Annotated in this window: 10 protein-coding genes; 5 read left to right on the plus strand and 5 right to left on the minus strand. The window is 69.7% G+C overall.

All coding sequences use genetic code 11. From position 1 onward, the window contains the following. Positions 1–39: 39 nt before the first annotated feature. The 5 genes from ACIQ7M_RS34425 to ACIQ7M_RS34445 all read left to right on the plus strand — a co-directional run bounded on the left by ACIQ7M_RS34425 (position 40) and on the right by ACIQ7M_RS34445 (position 10388). Complete coding sequence (locus ACIQ7M_RS34425; protein ID WP_403651548.1) at positions 40–888, plus strand: LppX_LprAFG lipoprotein; 849 nt, start codon at positions 40–42, stop codon at positions 886–888. A gap of 344 nt (positions 889–1232) precedes the next feature. Beyond that, the gene (rplJ, locus tag ACIQ7M_RS34430) at positions 1233–1763 is read left to right on the plus strand and encodes a 50S ribosomal protein L10 (RefSeq protein WP_037627039.1); all 531 of its coding nucleotides are present in this window, start codon (positions 1233–1235) and stop codon (positions 1761–1763) included. Between the two features lie 109 nt (positions 1764–1872). After that, a complete protein-coding gene (gene rplL, locus ACIQ7M_RS34435) occupies positions 1873–2250 on the plus strand; it encodes a 50S ribosomal protein L7/L12 (RefSeq protein ID WP_328553983.1) in 378 nt (125 codons plus the stop codon). 638 nt (positions 2251–2888) lie between these two features. After that, positions 2889–6374 (plus strand): DNA-directed RNA polymerase subunit beta, encoded by a 3486-nt coding sequence (rpoB, locus tag ACIQ7M_RS34440; protein WP_355760833.1) that lies wholly within the window; start codon positions 2889–2891, stop codon positions 6372–6374. A gap of 114 nt (positions 6375–6488) precedes the next feature. Next, a complete protein-coding gene (locus ACIQ7M_RS34445; RefSeq protein ID WP_403651551.1) occupies positions 6489–10388 on the plus strand; it encodes a DNA-directed RNA polymerase subunit beta' in 3900 nt (1299 codons plus the stop codon). A 104-nt stretch (positions 10389–10492) separates the two neighbouring features. On the opposite strand, the gene ACIQ7M_RS34450 is transcribed toward ACIQ7M_RS34445, so the two are convergent. From ACIQ7M_RS34450 to ACIQ7M_RS34470, 5 genes are all read right to left on the minus strand, one after another. Continuing rightward, positions 10493–11983: a M48 family metalloprotease gene (locus ACIQ7M_RS34450; protein WP_403651553.1), complete on the minus strand. Its 1491-nt coding sequence runs from the start codon at positions 11981–11983 to the stop codon at positions 10493–10495. Between the two features lie 83 nt (positions 11984–12066). After that, positions 12067–13536, minus strand: a complete 1470-nt coding sequence (locus tag ACIQ7M_RS34455) for a PE-PGRS family protein (protein WP_403651555.1) — start codon at positions 13534–13536, stop codon at positions 12067–12069. Positions 13537–13539: 3 nt separating this feature from the next. Then, positions 13540–15726 carry a hypothetical protein gene (locus ACIQ7M_RS34460; RefSeq protein ID WP_403651557.1) on the minus strand — a complete coding sequence of 729 codons (2187 nt, stop codon included), beginning with the start codon at positions 15724–15726 and terminating at the stop codon, positions 13540–13542. Beyond that, complete coding sequence (locus ACIQ7M_RS34465; RefSeq protein ID WP_403651559.1) at positions 15723–16667, minus strand: hypothetical protein; 945 nt, start codon at positions 16665–16667, stop codon at positions 15723–15725. The genes ACIQ7M_RS34460 and ACIQ7M_RS34465 overlap by 4 nt, the downstream gene beginning before the upstream one ends. Before the next feature lie 202 nt (positions 16668–16869). Next, positions 16870–17571 (minus strand): Crp/Fnr family transcriptional regulator, encoded by a 702-nt coding sequence (locus tag ACIQ7M_RS34470; protein ID WP_403651561.1) that lies wholly within the window; start codon positions 17569–17571, stop codon positions 16870–16872. Positions 17572–17786: the final 215 nt, after the last annotated feature.

Here is a 17786-nt window from a genome sequence, read left to right on the forward strand (position 1 = left end):
TCGTGCATCTGTTCCTTGGGGGGAACCTTGAAGCTTTCTGTGAGCACTTCGGCAGGGCGCCGGGCGACCGGCGCGGCCCTCGCGGCGCTGGTCCTCGGCGGGGCGGCGGTGGGCTGTTCGAAGGGTGCCGCGGAGGAGTCGCCCGCGCTGACGCCCGCCGCGGCCGTGGCGAAGGCGGCGAAGAAGACCGACGACATCACCTCGCTCCACTACCGGATGACCGGCAAGGTCCCCGGAGAGGGCCGCGTCAGCGGTGAGGCGGCGATGAGCATGAAGCCGCTGGCCATGAGCATGAAGATGACCGCCGAGGACCAGGCCACCGACGGCCCGGTCGAGATCCGGCTCGTGAACAACGCGATGTACATCGGCGGGGGCGCCCAGGCCGCCAAGGAGATGGACGGCAAGAGCTGGATCAAGTTCGACATGTCCGCCCTGGGCGCGGACAAGGAGCTGAACGCGAGCCAGCTCGGCGGCGGACAGGCCGACAAGAACCCCGCCGCCGAGTCCACCCTCCTCACCGGCTCCAAGGACGTGAAGAAGGTCGGGACCGAGACCGTCGAGGGCGTGAAGACCACGCACTACAAGGGGACGGTCCCCCTGGACGAGTTCCGCAAGTCGCTCAAGAGCCAGGACAAGGCCACGCGCGAGACGCGGGAGAAGGCCCTCGACCAGTACACCAAGATGGGCATCGACGCGATCACGATGGACATGTGGATCGACGGCGACGACCACACCAAGCAGTTCCGCATGCGGGGGACCGCCGACAAGGGTCCGCTCGACATGACCATCACCTTCCTGGACTACAACAAGCCCGTGTCCGTGACCGCTCCGCCGGCCAAGGACACCGTCGACCTCGCCGAGATGATGAAGGGCGCCCAGGAGGGCTGACCCGCCCCGCCCGGTCCGCCGGACGCGGCCGGTGACGGCCGCGAAACGCGGTCGGCGGCCGGGCCGTTCGGCCGGATTTGCTTGACGGCGTCCCCTTCACGTACGCTCCTCGAGAAGCCAAAGACCGCTGGTCGTTGCCACGTGCTCGTAAGAGGGCGGGGTGACCGAAGGATCCGCACTGCGGACGACCCGCGCAGGTGATCGTGGATGTGTTCCCGGAGTTCGTACGCCCAGCGTGCGGAGTAATCCGGTCGAGCTACGCCCCGTGCGCCTGCGCCGGGGCGTTTTTGTTGTGTCGGACTCTTCTGAGCGGTCCTCATCACCCGGAAGGAGGCCGACGCTCTATGGCAAGGCCCGACAAGGCTGCCGCGGTAGCCGAGCTCGCGGACCAGTTCCGTAGCTCGAACGCCGCCGTGCTGACCGAGTACCGGGGTCTCACCGTGGCGCAGCTCAAGACGCTGCGCCGTTCGCTCGGTGAAGACGCCCAGTACGCCGTGGTGAAGAACACGCTGACCAAGATTGCGGCCAACGAGGCCGGGATCTCGACGCTCGACGACCTGTTCAACGGTCCGACGGCGGTCGCCTTCATCTCCGGTGACCCGGTGACGTCGGCGAAGGGTCTTCGTGACTTCGCCAAGGACAACCCCAACCTCGTCATCAAGGGCGGTGTCCTTGACGGCAAGGCGCTGTCCGCCGACGAGATCAAGAAGCTTGCGGACCTCGAGTCCCGCGAGGTTCTGCTCGCCAAGCTGGCGGGTGCCTTCAAGGGCAAGCAGACGCAGACTGCTCGCCTCTTCCAGGCCCTGCCCTCGAAGTTCGTCCGCACCGCGGAGGCGCTTCGTGTCAAGCAGGCCGAGCAGGGCGGTGCCGAGTAATTCGGCTCGCGCATTGACCGCCGCCTGAGGCGACGGTCGTAGCGGGCCGAACGTACGCCCGCCTCACCAGTACATCCGGCACCTGCCGAATTAGTGGAAGGACGCCATCATGGCGAAGCTGTCCCAGGAAGAGCTGCTCGCGCAGTTCGAGAACCTCACCCTCATCGAGCTCTCCGAGTTCGTGAAGGCCTTCGAGGAGAAGTTCGACGTCACCGCCGCCGCCGCGGTCGCCGCTGCCCCGGTCGGCCCCGCCGCCGTCGAGGCCGTCGAGGAGCAGGACGAGTTCGACGTCATCCTCACGGGTGCCGGCGAGAAGAAGATCCAGGTCATCAAGGTCGTGCGTGAGCTCACCTCGCTGGGCCTGAAGGAGGCCAAGGACCTCGTCGACGGCGCTCCGAAGCCCGTCCTCGAGAAGGTCGCCAAGGAGGCCGCCGAGAAGGCTGCCGAGTCCCTCAAGGGCGCCGGCGCCTCCGTCGAGGTCAAGTAACTCGACGAGTCCCCCGAGGACTCCTGTGAAGCTGTCACAGCCGCTCTCGTAGCGCTGTAACGCTGACGCACTGAAGAGCGATCACCCAACTGGGTGGTCGCTCTTCGGCGTTCCAGGGGGTCCCTGAAGCGGCAGCCTTGCGCTGGAGGCCGCGACGAGTATGGTGATCTTCGTTGTGCCTCCGACCACCTGTGACAGGCAGAGGGACGGGTTGCAAGACGGGCCGCACGTGACGATCGCGGCACTTGCTTTGGGCATGGGGGGCCTTGACGAACCGCACGCAGCGCGCAATTCTCAGGACGCGTCGTCACAACGATCCGTATCCGAGGCATGGATCGCTGACGAAGAGGGCAGTATCGATGTGCATTGAGGGCGTGGCTTGCTCCAGGTGTTGAGAACAGTGGGAGTCTCAAGAAACCGGGACTGGACATCAGTGGGCCTAGTGGCTACACTGACCCTTTGCGCTGCCTGTTAGCTGCCTCCTGCCCGTCACCAGGGGCATGCCCGTGTTTGAACATCGACTGTTGGACCATCTCTGACCTGGCCGTTGTCCGGCCGGATCGGGAACGGTCCGAGGCTTTGTCCGACATGGGACCGGTACGCGCGTAGTGAGTCCGAGCCCTCGGAAGGACCCCCTCTTGGCCGCCTCGCGCACTGCCTCGACCGCGAATACGAACAACGGCGCCAGCACCGCCCCGCTGCGCATCTCCTTTGCAAAGATCAAGGAGCCCCTCGAGGTTCCGAACCTTCTTGCGCTGCAAACCGAGAGCTTCGACTGGCTGCTCGGCAACGACGCGTGGAAGGCTCGTGTCGAGGCGGCTCTGGACAGCGGACAGGACGTCCCCACCAAGTCCGGTCTGGAGGAGATCTTCGAGGAGATCTCCCCGATCGAGGACTTCAGTGGGTCGATGTCCCTGACGTTCCGGGACCACCGCTTCGAGCCCCCGAAGAACTCCATCGACGAGTGCAAGGACCGCGACTTCACGTACGCGGCCCCGCTCTTCGTCACCGCCGAGTTCACCAACAACGAGACCGGCGAGATCAAGTCCCAGACGGTCTTCATGGGCGACTTCCCGCTCATGACCAACAAGGGCACCTTCGTCATCAACGGCACCGAGCGTGTCGTCGTGTCGCAGCTGGTCCGCTCGCCGGGTGTCTACTTCGACTCCTCCATCGACAAGACGTCCGACAAGGACATCTTCTCGGCCAAGGTCATCCCCTCCCGGGGTGCCTGGCTGGAGATGGAGATCGACAAGCGCGACATGGTCGGTGTCCGCATCGACCGCAAGCGCAAGCAGTCCGTCACCGTTCTCCTGAAGGCTCTCGGCTGGACCACCGAGCAGATCCTCGAGGAGTTCGGCGAGTACGAGTCCATGCGCGCCACCCTGGAGAAGGACCACACCCAGGGCCAGGACGACGCGCTGCTGGACATCTACCGCAAGCTGCGTCCGGGCGAACCGCCGACCCGCGAGGCCGCGCAGACGCTTCTGGAGAACCTCTACTTCAACCCGAAGCGCTACGACCTCGCCAAGGTCGGCCGGTACAAGGTCAACAAGAAGCTGGGCGGCGAGGCCCCGCTGGACGCCGGCATCCTGACCGTCGAGGACATCATCTCGTCGATCAAGTACCTGGTGATGCTGCACGCCGGTGAGACCGAGACCGTCGGTCACAACGGCACCTCGATCGTCGTCGAGACCGACGACATCGACCACTTCGGCAACCGTCGTCTGCGCAACGTCGGCGAGCTCATCCAGAACCAGGTCCGCACGGGTCTGGCTCGTATGGAGCGCGTCGTGCGTGAGCGCATGACGACTCAGGACGTCGAGGCGATCACGCCGCAGACCCTGATCAACATCCGGCCGGTCGTCGCCTCCATCAAGGAGTTCTTCGGCACCAGCCAGCTGTCGCAGTTCATGGACCAGAACAACCCGCTGTCGGGTCTCACCCACAAGCGCCGTCTGTCGGCTCTTGGCCCGGGTGGTCTCTCCCGTGAGCGGGCCGGCTTCGAGGTCCGTGACGTGCACCCGTCGCACTACGGCCGCATGTGCCCGATCGAGACCCCTGAAGGCCCGAACATCGGTCTGATCGGCTCGCTCGCCTCCTACGGCCGCGTGAACGCGTTCGGTTTCGTCGAGACGCCCTACCGCCGGGTCACCGACGGTGTCGTCACCGACGAGGTCGACTACCTCACGGCCGACGAAGAGGACCGATTCGTCATCGCGCAGGCCAACGCGCCGCTGACGGACGAGCTCCGCTTCGAGGAGTCCCGCGTCCTGGTCCGCCGTCGTGGCGGAGAGGTCGACTACGTCCCCGGTGACGACGTCGACTACATGGACGTCTCCCCGCGCCAGATGGTGTCGGTCGCGACCGCGATGATCCCGTTCCTGGAGCACGACGACGCCAACCGTGCCCTCATGGGCGCGAACATGATGCGCCAGGCCGTTCCGCTCATCAAGTCCGAGGCGCCGCTGGTCGGCACCGGCATGGAGTACCGCTGCGCGGTCGACGCCGGTGACGTCCTGAAGTCGGAGAAGGACGGTGTGGTCCAGGAGGTCTCCGCGGACTACATCACCACCGCCAACGACGACGGCACGTACACCACGTACCGCCTGCACAAGTTCTCCCGGTCGAACCAGGGCACCTCCGTCAACCAGAAGGTTGTCGTGGACGAGGGCGCCCGCGTGATCGAGGGCCAGGTCCTGGCCGACGGTCCCGCGACCGAGGACGGCGAGATGGCCCTCGGCAAGAACCTGCTCGTGGCGTTCATGCCGTGGGAGGGTCACAACTACGAGGACGCGATCATCCTGTCGCAGCGCCTCGTGCAGGACGACGTCCTCTCCTCGATCCACATCGAGGAGCACGAGGTCGACGCCCGTGACACCAAGCTCGGCCCCGAGGAGATCACCCGGGACATCCCGAACGTCTCCGAGGAGGTCCTCGCCGACCTCGACGAGCGCGGCATCATCCGTATCGGTGCCGAGGTCGTCGCCGGCGACATCCTCGTCGGCAAGGTCACGCCCAAGGGTGAGACCGAGCTGACGCCGGAGGAGCGCCTGCTGCGCGCGATCTTCGGTGAGAAGGCCCGCGAGGTCCGTGACACCTCTCTGAAGGTCCCGCACGGCGAGATCGGCAAGGTCATCGGCGTCCGCGTCTTCGACCGTGAAGAGGGCGACGAGCTGCCCCCGGGCGTGAACCAGCTGGTTCGCGTCTACGTGGCGCAGAAGCGCAAGATCACGGATGGTGACAAGCTCGCCGGCCGTCACGGCAACAAGGGCGTCATCTCGAAGATCCTGCCGATCGAGGACATGCCGTTCCTGGAGGACGGCACCCCGGTCGACATCATCCTCAACCCGCTCGGTGTCCCGTCCCGAATGAACCCGGGACAGGTACTGGAGATCCACCTCGGCTGGCTCGCCAGCCGCGGCTGGGACGTCTCCGGTCTCGCGGACGACTGGGCGCAGCGCCTCCAGGCCATCGGCGCCGACAAGGTCCCGCCGCGGACCAACGTCGCCACCCCGGTGTTCGACGGTGCGCGCGAGGACGAGCTCGCGGGTCTGTTCGAGCACACCCTGCCCAACCGCGACGGTGACCGCCTGGTTCTCCCGTCCGGCAAGGCGAGGCTGTTCGACGGCCGCTCCGGCGAGCCGTTCCCGGACCCGATCTCGATCGGGTACATGTACATCCTCAAGCTGCACCACCTGGTCGACGACAAGCTGCACGCCCGCTCGACCGGTCCGTACTCGATGATCACCCAGCAGCCGCTGGGTGGTAAGGCTCAGTTCGGTGGCCAGCGCTTCGGTGAGATGGAGGTGTGGGCGCTGGAGGCGTACGGCGCCGCTTACGCCCTCCAGGAGCTGCTGACGATCAAGTCCGACGACGTGACCGGCCGCGTGAAGGTCTACGAGGCCATCGTCAAGGGCGAGAACATCCCCGAGCCCGGCATCCCCGAGTCCTTCAAGGTGCTCATCAAGGAGATGCAGTCCCTGTGCCTCAACGTGGAGGTGCTGTCCTCGGACGGCATGTCCATCGAGATGCGCGACACCGACGAGGACGTCTTCCGCGCGGCGGAGGAGCTCGGCATCGACCTGTCCCGGCGCGAGCCGAGCAGCGTCGAAGAGGTCTGACGGGAGTCCGGCCGGGCCTTGGCCACCTGTGGAAATGGTGATCAAGGCCCGCCGGCCCCAGGACCCCCGTTTCAGACCCCTAAGACTTACAACCCTGAGAGGGATTGACGCATAGTGCTCGACGTCAACTTCTTCGATGAGCTCCGGATCGGTCTGGCCACCGCTGACGACATCCGTCAGTGGAGCCACGGCGAGGTCAAGAAGCCCGAGACCATCAACTACCGCACCCTCAAGCCCGAGAAGGACGGACTCTTCTGCGAGAAGATCTTCGGTCCGACCCGGGACTGGGAGTGCTACTGCGGCAAGTACAAGCGTGTCCGCTTCAAGGGCATCATCTGTGAGCGCTGTGGCGTCGAGGTCACGCGTGCCAAGGTGCGCCGTGAGCGGATGGGCCACATCGAGCTCGCCGCTCCCGTCACCCACATCTGGTACTTCAAGGGCGTTCCGTCGCGTCTTGGCTACCTGCTCGACCTCGCCCCGAAGGACCTCGAGAAGGTCATCTACTTCGCCGCGTACATGATCACGTTCGTCGACGAGGAGCGCCGCACCCGCGACCTGCCCTCGCTGGAGGCTCACGTCTCCGTCGAGCGCCAGCAGGTCGAGAACCGCCGCGACGCCGACCTCGAGGCCCGCGCCAAGAAGCTCGAGACCGACCTGGCCGAGCTGGAGGCCGAGGGCGCCAAGGCCGACGTGCGCCGCAAGGTGCGCGAGGGTGCCGAGCGTGAGATGAAGCAGCTGCGCGACCGCGCGCAGCGCGAGATCGACCGCCTCGACGAGGTGTGGACCCGCTTCAAGAACCTCAAGGTCCAGGACCTGGAGGGCGACGAGCTCCTCTACCGCGAGCTGCGTGACCGCTTCGGCACGTACTTCGACGGTTCGATGGGTGCCGCGGCGCTGCAGAAGCGCCTGGAGTCCTTCGACCTCGACGAGGAGGCCGAGCGCCTCCGCGAGATCATCCGCACCGGCAAGGGCCAGAAGAAGACCCGCGCGCTCAAGCGCCTCAAGGTCGTCTCCGCGTTCCTGCAGACCAGCAACAGCCCCAAGGGCATGGTGCTCGACTGCGTGCCGGTCATCCCGCCGGACCTCCGTCCGATGGTGCAGCTGGACGGTGGCCGCTTCGCGACCTCCGACCTGAACGACCTGTACCGCCGTGTGATCAACCGCAACAACCGCCTGAAGCGGCTTCTCGACCTCGGCGCGCCCGAGATCATCGTGAACAACGAGAAGCGCATGCTCCAGGAGGCCGTCGACGCGCTCTTCGACAACGGCCGTCGTGGTCGCCCGGTGACGGGCCCCGGCAACCGTCCGCTGAAGTCGCTGTCCGACATGCTCAAGGGCAAGCAGGGTCGCTTCCGTCAGAACCTGCTCGGCAAGCGTGTGGACTACTCCGCGCGTTCCGTGATCGTCGTCGGTCCGCAGCTCAAGCTGCACCAGTGCGGTCTGCCGAAGGCCATGGCGCTGGAGCTCTTCAAGCCGTTCGTGATGAAGCGCCTGGTCGACCTGAACCACGCGCAGAACATCAAGAGCGCCAAGCGGATGGTCGAGCGCGGCCGCACGGTCGTGTACGACGTCCTCGAAGAGGTCATCGCCGAGCACCCGGTTCTGCTGAACCGTGCGCCCACGCTGCACCGCCTCGGCATCCAGGCCTTCGAGCCCCAGCTGGTCGAAGGCAAGGCCATCCAGATCCACCCGCTCGTCTGCACCGCGTTCAACGCGGACTTCGACGGTGACCAGATGGCCGTGCACCTGCCGCTCTCCGCGGAGGCGCAGGCCGAGGCCCGCATCCTGATGCTGTCCTCGAACAACATCCTCAAGCCGGCCGACGGCCGCCCGGTCACGATGCCGACCCAGGACATGGTCCTCGGTCTGTTCTTCCTGACCACCGACGGCGACCTGCGGAACGTGAAGGGCGAGGACCGCTCCTTCGCGTCCGTGGCCGAGGCGATCATGGCGTTCGACGCCGGCGAGCTCTCGCTCCAGTCGCAGGTGGACATCCGCTTCCCGGTGGGCACCATCCCGCCGCGTGGCTGGACCCCGCCGGCGCAGGAGGAGGGCGAGCCGGAGTGGCAGCAGGGTGACACCTTCCGCCTGCGGACGACCCTGGGCCGCGCGCTCTTCAACGAGCTGCTGCCCGAGGACTACCCGTTCGTCGACTACGAGGTCGGCAAGAAGCAGCTCTCCGAGATCGTCAACGACCTCGCCGAGCGCTACCCCAAGGTCATCGTGGCGGCGACGCTCGACAACCTGAAGGCGTCGGGCTTCTTCTGGGCGACCCGTTCCGGCGTCACCGTGGCCATCTCCGACATCGTCGTTCCGGATGCGAAGCGCGCGATCGTCAAGGGCTACGAGGACCTGGACGAGAAGGTCCAGAAGCAGTACGAGCGTGGTCTGATCACCAAGGAAGAGCGCACGCAGGAGCTCATCGCGATCTGGACCAAGGCGACCAACGAGGTCGCCGAGGCGATGAACGCGAACTTCCCGAAGACCAACCCGGTCTCGATGATGGTGAACTCGGGCGCCCGAGGCAACATGATGCAGATGCGTCAGATCGCCGGTATGCGTGGTCTGGTGTCGAACGCCAAGAACGAGACGATCCCGCGTCCCATCAAGGCGTCCTTCCGTGAAGGTCTGTCCGTGCTGGAGTACTTCATCTCCACCCACGGTGCCCGTAAGGGTCTGGCCGACACCGCTCTGCGTACCGCCGACTCGGGTTACCTCACCCGTCGTCTGGTCGACGTCTCGCAGGACGTCATCATCCGCGAGGAGGACTGCGGCACCGACCGCGGTCTGCGTCTGGCCATCGCCGAGCGCGGCGAGGACGGCGTGCTGCGCAAGACGGAGAACGTCGAGACCAGCGTGTACGCACGTGCGCTGGCCGAGGACATCACCGTCGACGGCAAGGTGCTGGCCCCGGCCAACACCGACCTCGGCGACGTCCTCATCGACGAGCTGGTCAAGCACGGCATCGAGGAGGTCAAGACCCGTTCGGTCCTGACCTGTGAGTCCGCCGTCGGCACCTGCGCCATGTGCTACGGCCGCTCGCTGGCCACCGGCAAGCTGGTCGACATCGGTGAGGCGGTCGGCATCATCGCCGCCCAGTCCATCGGTGAGCCCGGTACCCAGCTGACGATGCGTACCTTCCACACCGGTGGTGTGGCCGGTGACGACATCACCCAGGGTCTGCCCCGTGTCGTCGAGCTCTTCGAGGCCCGTACGCCGAAGGGTGTCGCCCCGATCTCCGAGGCCTCCGGCCGCGTGCGGATCGAGGAGACCGAGAAGACCAAGAAGCTCGTCGTCACCCCGGACGACGGCAGCGACGAGACGGCGTTCCCGATCTCGAAGCGCGCCCGTCTCCTGGTGTCGGAGGGCGAGCACGTCGAGGTGGGCCAGAAGCTCACCGTGGGTGCCACCAACCCGCACGACGTGCTGCGCATCCTGGGTCAGCGTGCCGTCCAGGTCCACCTGGTCGGAGAGGTCCAGAAGGTCTACAACTCGCAGGGTGTGTCGATCCACGACAAGCACATCGAGATCATCATCCGGCAGATGCTGCGCCGTGTGACGATCATCGAGTCGGGCGACGCGGAGCTGCTGCCCGGCGAGCTGGTCGAGCGTTCGAAGTTCGAGACCGAGAACCGTCGTGTGGTCACCGAGGGCGGTCACCCCGCCTCCGGCCGTCCGCAGCTGATGGGTATCACCAAGGCCTCGCTGGCGACGGAATCCTGGCTGTCGGCCGCCTCCTTCCAGGAGACGACCCGAGTTCTGACGGACGCGGCGATCAACGCCAAGTCCGACAGCCTCATCGGCCTCAAGGAGAACGTCATCATCGGTAAGCTCATCCCGGCCGGTACGGGTCTGTCCCGCTACCGCAACATCCGGGTGGAGCCGACCGAAGAGGCCAAGGCCGCGATGTACTCGGCCGTCGGCTACGACGACATCGACTACTCGCCGTTCGGCACGGGCTCCGGCCAGGCCGTCCCGCTGGAGGACTACGACTACGGTCCGTACAACCAGTGAGCGGCTGCCGGTAGGCGCTAGCTAGTACGAAGGGCGGTCATCCCCGGTGGGGGTGACCGCCCTTCGGCGTTCCCGGCGTCCGTTCCGGCTCCCCGTCCCCGGTCTCAGCGCGGGAGCTGGAGGTACGGCTCCAGGGCACGCAGCCGGGTGTGGTTGTCGGGGTGGGTGGACAGCAGCCTGGCGAGGCCGCTGGGCTCGTGGAGCTTCTTGCCCTGGCTCACGGCGGCCGCCTTCGCCGCGTCCTCCTCGGCCTGGAAGTGGTGCAGGACCTCGGCCATCTCGGGCGCGAAGCCGAGGGCGGCGGACTGCTGGTCGGCGCGCAGTTCGCCGAGGCGGCCGGCCCAGGCGAGGAGGTAGGGCGCGACGACGAGGGGGATGGTGATGTACCAGGCGACGAGGAACCCGGCGACGACGAACATCCCCATGAAGAGGATCAGCAGCCCGGTCGCGGCCGCGGAGAAGACCCCGGCGACGGCGAGCGCGATCCGGGCCATTCCGCGGGTGAAGGCCCACGCGAGCCGGCCGGGCAGCGAGTACCAGTAGCCGAGGAGTCCGGCCCAGGCGTGACCGCCCGTGTGGTGGCCGAGTTCATGGGCGAGTACGGCGGCGAGGTTGCTGCTGGGGATCCGGTTGAGGGAGTAGGTGGTGACGCCGACGACATGGCCGGCGACCGCCACCGCGTTCAGGTCGTCGCTGTTCTCCACCATCAGCTCGTAGGTGTTCGCCTCGATGCCGGCCCGGGCGGTGACCTCGCGCCAGATCGGCTCCAGCCGGGCCCTTTCCTCGGCCAGTGGTGTCCGCAGTTTGAGCACGTGCCGGGCGAAGCGGAGTTCGGTGGGCCGGTGGAAGACGAGGGCTCCGGAGGCCACCCAGGCCACGACGACCAGCCAGCCGACGACCGTGCCGAAGATCCCCAGCGCGAGGGCCGACACCACGGCGAGGCTCACCAGGGCCCCCGGGATCTGGGTGGCGAGCTGTCCGACCGCGGTGGCGTCGGCGCCGCGCTGATGGCTCGCCAGATGGACGCGTGAGCCCTCATGGCGGTAGTCGAGATCGTCGGGTGCGACGGCCTGCCGCGGGACGAACGGCTGCGCCTGCGCCGGTGGCTGCGCCCCCGCGAACCGCGGGTCGGCCCCCGGGCTGCCGGGGTAGTGAGGTGCCGGGCTCCCGGCTCCCAGGCTCCCGGGGTACTGGGGCGGTGCCGGGCTTCCGGCCGCCGCCCCCGGGTACTGCGGGCCCGGTCCGCCGGGGCCGGGGGCTCCCGGGTAGGAACCGCCGGGGTACTGGGGTGCGGGGCTTCCGGGGTACTGGGGTGCCGGGCCCCCGGCTCCCGCTCCCGGGTACTGGGGTGGCGCCGGGCTTCCGGCCGCCGCCCCCGGGTACTGCGCCCCCGGTCCGCCGGGGCCGGGGGCTCCCGGGTACTGAGGGGGGTGCCCTGTCGTCGTACCCGTGCCCGGGTACTGGGGTGCCGGTCCGCCGGGGTACCGCGGTGGGGGAGCGGAGGCCACCGGGTACTCCGGTGGCGGGGTCGCGGCGCCCGGATACGGGGTTCCCGGGTACGGGGGCTCGTGGGCCGGGCCTGGAGGCTGGGACATGACGGCTCCTTCGGTGGGACTGGTGGCTGTGCGGGGACGCCGGCCGGTGGGCGGCGCGGCCGACGGCGCCTTCGTGGGCGTGGTCAGGCGGGCCCGTCCTCCGGAGCGGCGTCCGGCGGCACGGCGGCTCGCGGGTCCTCGGGGCGGCCGGGCAGGGGAGGCACGACCGGAGCAGGTCCGGCGGTGGCGTAGGGCGTCGCGGCGGGCGGTTCGTACGCGGCGTGGGCGCCGGGCCCCCCGGCGTACGGCGGCGGGCCTCCCGCGTACGGAGGCTGTGCCGCGTAGGGCGGCTGCCCGGTCGTGTCGCCCGTGTACGGAGGCTGGGCGGCGTAGGGCGGCTGCCCGGTCGTGTCGCCCGTGTACGGAGGCTGGGCCGCGTAGGGCGGCGGGCCTTCCGCGTACGGGCTCCGGGGCTGCCCGGTGTACGGGGGCGGGCCGCCGGCGTACGGAGTGTGCTCGCCGTACGGCGGCTGTCCCGCGTACGGGGGCCGGGGGGACGGGCCGGGGTGCGGGGACTGGCCCGGATACGGCGGCTGGGGCGGTGTCTGAGGCTGTCCCGGCGTCGCCCCGGCGGGCAGTGCCCCCTGGCCGTCCCGCGGCGCCGGAGGCGTCTGCTGCTGGATCAGCTCGTCGACGGCCCGCAGGGTCGAGCGTGCCGACTCCGCCTTCTGGAAGTCCTCCAGACTGTCCCCGGCGAGGACCTGGAGCTGCCCCCTGATGATGGACAACTGGTCCTTCTGGATGGACCCGACGACCATCTTGGTGTCCTCGGGGTGCTGGGACAGATGCAGGGCCCAGGCCGCGACGCCTCCGTGCTGGAGGTGGTACTGGTAGAAGTTGATCTTCTCGGCGATCAGACGGTGGTCCTGCTGCTGGCGCAGCATCTCCAGCTCGTGCTGCTGCCGGGCCGCCCGGAGCCGGTACTCGTGCTCGGGGTCGAGCATGTCGGACTCGTAGCGCAGGCTCCGCTGCCGTCGCCGGTGCGCGATGGCCTCGTCGTCCAGCCGCAGCCGCACCGCACAGGTCACGGCCAGCCCGATGCCCGCGGCGAAACCGCCCCCGTCCACGGCCCGCTGGACCGCGCGCTCGGCGGCCGGGCTGTCCTCGATGGAGTAGGCCCGGCTCACCGGCCGCGCGAGCTGGTGCAGTTCGCGGGTGAGCCGTGTCGGCACGTCACGCTCGCCGCTCGCGACGTACGCGATCGGGTCCGCGACGCGCCAGGTCAGGTCGGCCGTGGCGCCGAAGGAGAACGCGTCGTCGTCGCTCGGCATCTCCACGGCGAGCTGGACGGGGTGGCTGCCCATGTCCACCTCGTAGACGGAGGTGTAGCGGCGGGTGGCCGCGTCCGAGCGGCTCGGCCGGTGCGGCGGTGTGTAGACGTCGTACGTGCCCTTCGCGGTGACGAACACCAGCGCGTGGTCGATCGCGGTGACCGCGCGGCGGACGGTGTAGTCGAAGCGCGCGATGGGCCGCACGGTGAGCACCGGGTCGATGAGCGTGGTGTGCCGGTTGGCGTCCTGCTGCCACTCCGGCTGACGGCGGAACTCCGCCATGGTTCAACTCCTCGATGGATCTCTCGATGGATCTGGGGTGGAGGGGATCAGAAGGCGGAGCAGCCGGTCGGCCACGGCTGAGCGCGCGCCGCCGTCCTGGGCGGGCAGGCCGGCCAGTTCGTGGCTCAGCCGCTTGCGGTCGTCCGCCGTGGCGATCAGCGCGGGCAGCAGCAGCTCCAGGGCCTGCGCGACGTCCGCGCGGCGCTCGGCCAGCCGTACCCAGGTGCGCAGGGCGGTCAGGGCGCCACGGGTGTGACCCCGGTCGCCGAGCGCGGTCCGCCAGAGGGTGGCGAGGTCGCGGGCCGAGTCGCTCTCGTACATGCCGGTGTCGGCGTACCACTCGACGAGCGCGCCCTCCTCCGCGTTGTCGCAGGAGCGCACGAACGCGGCCAGCGCGAGCGCCCGGACCGAGGCGGTGTCGTGGTGGAGCAGACGCACCAGTTCGGAGAGCATCTCGCCGCGCCGCCCGCCCACGGACAGCAGCAGGGCCGTCGAGTCGACCAGGTTGTTCGACTCGGTCCTGTCGCTGCCTCCGGCGCGGGCCCGGGCGGCGAGGGCGCCGAGCGCCGGGCCGGCGAGGTCGGGGCGCAGCGGGGCGAGCAGGCCGAAGGCGCGGATCGCGGTCCAGCGGCGGGCCCAGTGGGGGGCCGTGCACCACTGGGTGAGCAGGCGCAGGACGACGGGGGCGTCGAGGAGCTGGGCGAGGGTGAGGGTGTTCGCGGCGGTGATCCGGGGGCCGAAGGCCTTGGACGTCGCCCACCCGTCGATCAGCAGTGCCATCGCCGAGGGCAGGTCGGCGCGGGCCAGCAGCGCGGCGGCCGCGGCGGCCCGGGTCCGGACGACCGGACGGCTGTCGCGGGCCAGCTCCTTCAGCCAGGCGACGAGCGCGGGCCGGGCCGACGGATGGCCCGTCCAGACCTCGCCGAGCAGCACCCGCGGGGTGTTCTCCTTCTTGAAGCGGGCCGTGAACTGCGGCACGGGACCCCAGTCGGTCTCCTCGTCGCGTAACTCGCCCTCGGCCCGTGCCCGCTCCAGCCGGGCCTCGGCGGCGAGTCCGAACACCGGGATCTCCGGCGGCTGCCCGGGATGCTGGAGCCGCTGGAAGTGCACGTACAGCGTGTCGGCGAGTTCGGCGGCGAGCACGTAGGGAGCCTGGTCGAAGACGGCGAGCGAGATGAGGAACGCCTTGTCGCGCAGGGTGGCCTCGGGGTCGCCGAGCCACTCCCGGCACTGCTGCTCGACGGCCGCGTGCCCGAAGTCGGCGAGGCGGGCCGCCGCCTCCTCGCCGCCGTCGTAGCGGGCGACCTCGACGGCGAACCGGGCCACCTCGGCGGGCCGGTGGGCGCCGCGCGCGAGGAAGTCCCGGACGGGGCCGAGGCCGAGCAGACCGGCGCTGTCTCCGGGCTCTTCGCGCAGGTCGGCCAGGTGGGCGCGCAGCACCGCGGCCGCCTCCGGGGGTTCCCAGACGGACGGGGTGACGCCCAGCAGGAACGGGGATCTCTCCAGGGTCACGACCAGATACCCGTCGCTCTTCGCGAGCCGGTCGCGGGCCGCGTACAGGTGGGTGTCGCGCAGCGGGCGGTTGCGGCTCAGCGGCAGGTCGCGCAGGACGTGGCCGCCGGGCGCGGTGAGCTGTCCGGCCAGGGTCGCCGGGCCGGTCTCGGCGGACAGCGCGCGCACGGCGGGCACGCCGAGGCGGTGCAGGAGCATGAGCGCGGCGGCGTAGCGGCCGGTGGAGTGGGCGCCGGCGAGGACGAGGACGCGCTCGTCGCGCAGCCGGGCCAGGGCGGCGGCGAAGGCGGGGCTCTCGACGAAGACCGAGGCGAGCGCGTCGAGCCCCTGCCGGGGGATCTCGCCGGAGGCGTACGCCTGCGACGCGGAGCCCGTCCCGTGGTGGTGGATCTCCGTCTTGCCGCCCAGGAACACGTCACGGGCCGAGCCGCCCGCCGAGACTCCGTGCTGGGCCCCGGCGACCAGGCTGCCGCCGAAGGACGCGGCCTCGCTGAAGATGAACCCCGGTGTGTGCGCGACGAGTTCGCGCTGGGCGGCCCGGGCTTCCTGGGTGTCCTCCTCGGGCTCGTCCGCGCCGGGGTCCGCGGCGGGGTCCGGGTGCGGTCCCGGTGTCCACGGCGGGTCCGGCGGTGGTACGTCGTCGGGGCCGCCCCGGTGCGCGGGCGAGGGCACGGTCACGCGGGCTCACCCCCGCTCCGGCCCAGGTGGACGTCCCCGGTGACCTGACCGCCGGACACTCCGTGCTGGTCCCCCGCGACGAGGCTTCCGCCGAAGCTGGGGGAGCCGCCGCCGAAGTCGAAGACGACTCTGCCGGGCGGCGCGGCGGGCTGTGCGGGTCGCTGCTCGGGCCGCGGGAGCCGAGGGGACTGCTCGGTCCGCGCGGGCTCGGCCGCCGGTCCCGTCGCCGCCCGTTCCGCAGCCGCCGCCTGTTCCGTCGTCGCCGTCGGTTCCGCCGGGGGTACGGAGGTGTCCGCCCCCGGCGCCGGGCTCTCCCCCGAGCAGTCCGGCGCCGGGGCTCCCCCTCTTTCACTGTGGCCGTCCGCCCCGTACGGGACCGGGCCGTGCAGCCAGGCCCGCAGGGGTCCGTTCTTGCTGTCCACCGTCACCGCGCGGAAGTCCTGCGCCGGGATGCCGGGGTGGTCGTGCCGCACGATTCCGGCGTGCACGCCCTCGGAGACGCACAGGGCGAAGTCGTCCGGCCGCTCCCGCAGGGCGGCGCGCAGCAGTGCCGCGTCGAGGAGCCGGCAGGCGTGGTTGAGGTCGGAGCCGACCCAGCCGTCGTGCTCGTCGACGGCGACGTAGCCGGTGGCCACGACACCGCGCAGCCGGATCTGGGCCGAGCTGGACGCTGTCCGGTTGACCGCGCGGAGCAGGTCGGGGACCTCGGTGAGCAGGGTGCGCAGCAGTGCCGTGACGGAGGCGTTGGCGTCGATCAGCTCCATCACCGAGTCGCCGCGGTCCGCCCGCAGGCGCAGCCGCTCGTCGATGCCGGCGCTCTCCAGCGCGCGGTCCGTGATGTCGTACAGCATCCGGCGCAGGTAGGCCTGCTCCACGTCGTCCCGGTCGCTGTACTTCTCGATGTCCAGCAGGAGGATCGTCCGGCTCACGGGGTCGGTCATGGTCGCCTTTCGGTGGGGGCCTCGCCTGGCAAGCAGCGTGGCGTCACCGGTGGGACGGGTGTGAGGACGGATGTCCCACTCGAAGTGTGACCGTGTGCACAGAAGTGGTCCGTGGTCGCGGGAGTCCCGGCTGCCGGGGGTGCGGCGCCGGGCGGTCCGCCGGGGGAGGGGCCGCCGGCGCGTCCCGGTGCGGTCTGACGGTTCATCGCCGGGCGATCCTCCGCAGGACGTCCATGCGCAGGATCACCAGCGTCCGCCGGCCCGTCAGCACCGCTTCCCGTTCCCGGAGTTCCTTCAGCAGACGCTGGACCATCTCCCGGGAGGCTCCCACCGAGCCCGCGAGCTCCTGTTTGCTCAGCGGGACGGAGAGTTCGACGCCCTCCTCGGTGCGGTGGCCGTTCGTGCGGGCCAGGTCGAGCAGGAGTGCCGCGAAGCGCTCGCGGACGCTCATGGAGGCGAACTCCAGACGGCGGCGGTCGGCGGCCCGGGTGCGGTCGGAGGTGAGGCCGAGGAGGGCGAAGGAGACCGCGGGGGAGCCCGCGAGGAAGTCCCGGAACTGCTCGCGTACGAGCGCGACCGTGCGGACCGGTTCCAGGGCCGTCACCGTCGCGGAGCGCGGCCGGCCGGTGAGCGCGGCGGACTCCCCGACGATGTCGCCGGGGCCGCGCAGCGCGAGCAGCGCCTCGTAGCCGTTGGCGGCGGCGGCCGTCACCTTCGTCCAGCCGTGCGTCACGAACAGCACGTGCGAGGAGGGTTCGCTCTGGCGCAGGAGCACCGTCCGGGGTGTGAAGGACAGCTCGTGTCCGAGGGACAGCAGCGCGGAGCGGTCCTCGCTCTCCAGGCGTGCCAGGAACGGCACCCGGTCGTCCAGGCTCTCGTCCCCGGGCAAGGGCGCAGCCGTCATGAGTCCATCCCCCGTCCCCCGATCGGCCCCGTGGCCGACGCACGGTGACCGGTGCGTGGCAACGGGTCAACGTACTCACCCAGTGTGTGTGGTGGTGACCGAATCGGGGACTTTCATCGCGGAACCGGTGACAAGCTGCGCCAAGTGTGAAGTGCCCCGAGAATGGATCGGGAGAAGTCCGGCGTGTCGGGCACCACGGCATTTGTTTTGACCGA

The sequence above is a fragment of the Streptomyces sp. NPDC096324 genome, from assembly GCF_044763015.1.
Classification (GTDB): Bacteria; Actinomycetota; Actinomycetes; order Streptomycetales; family Streptomycetaceae; genus Streptomyces.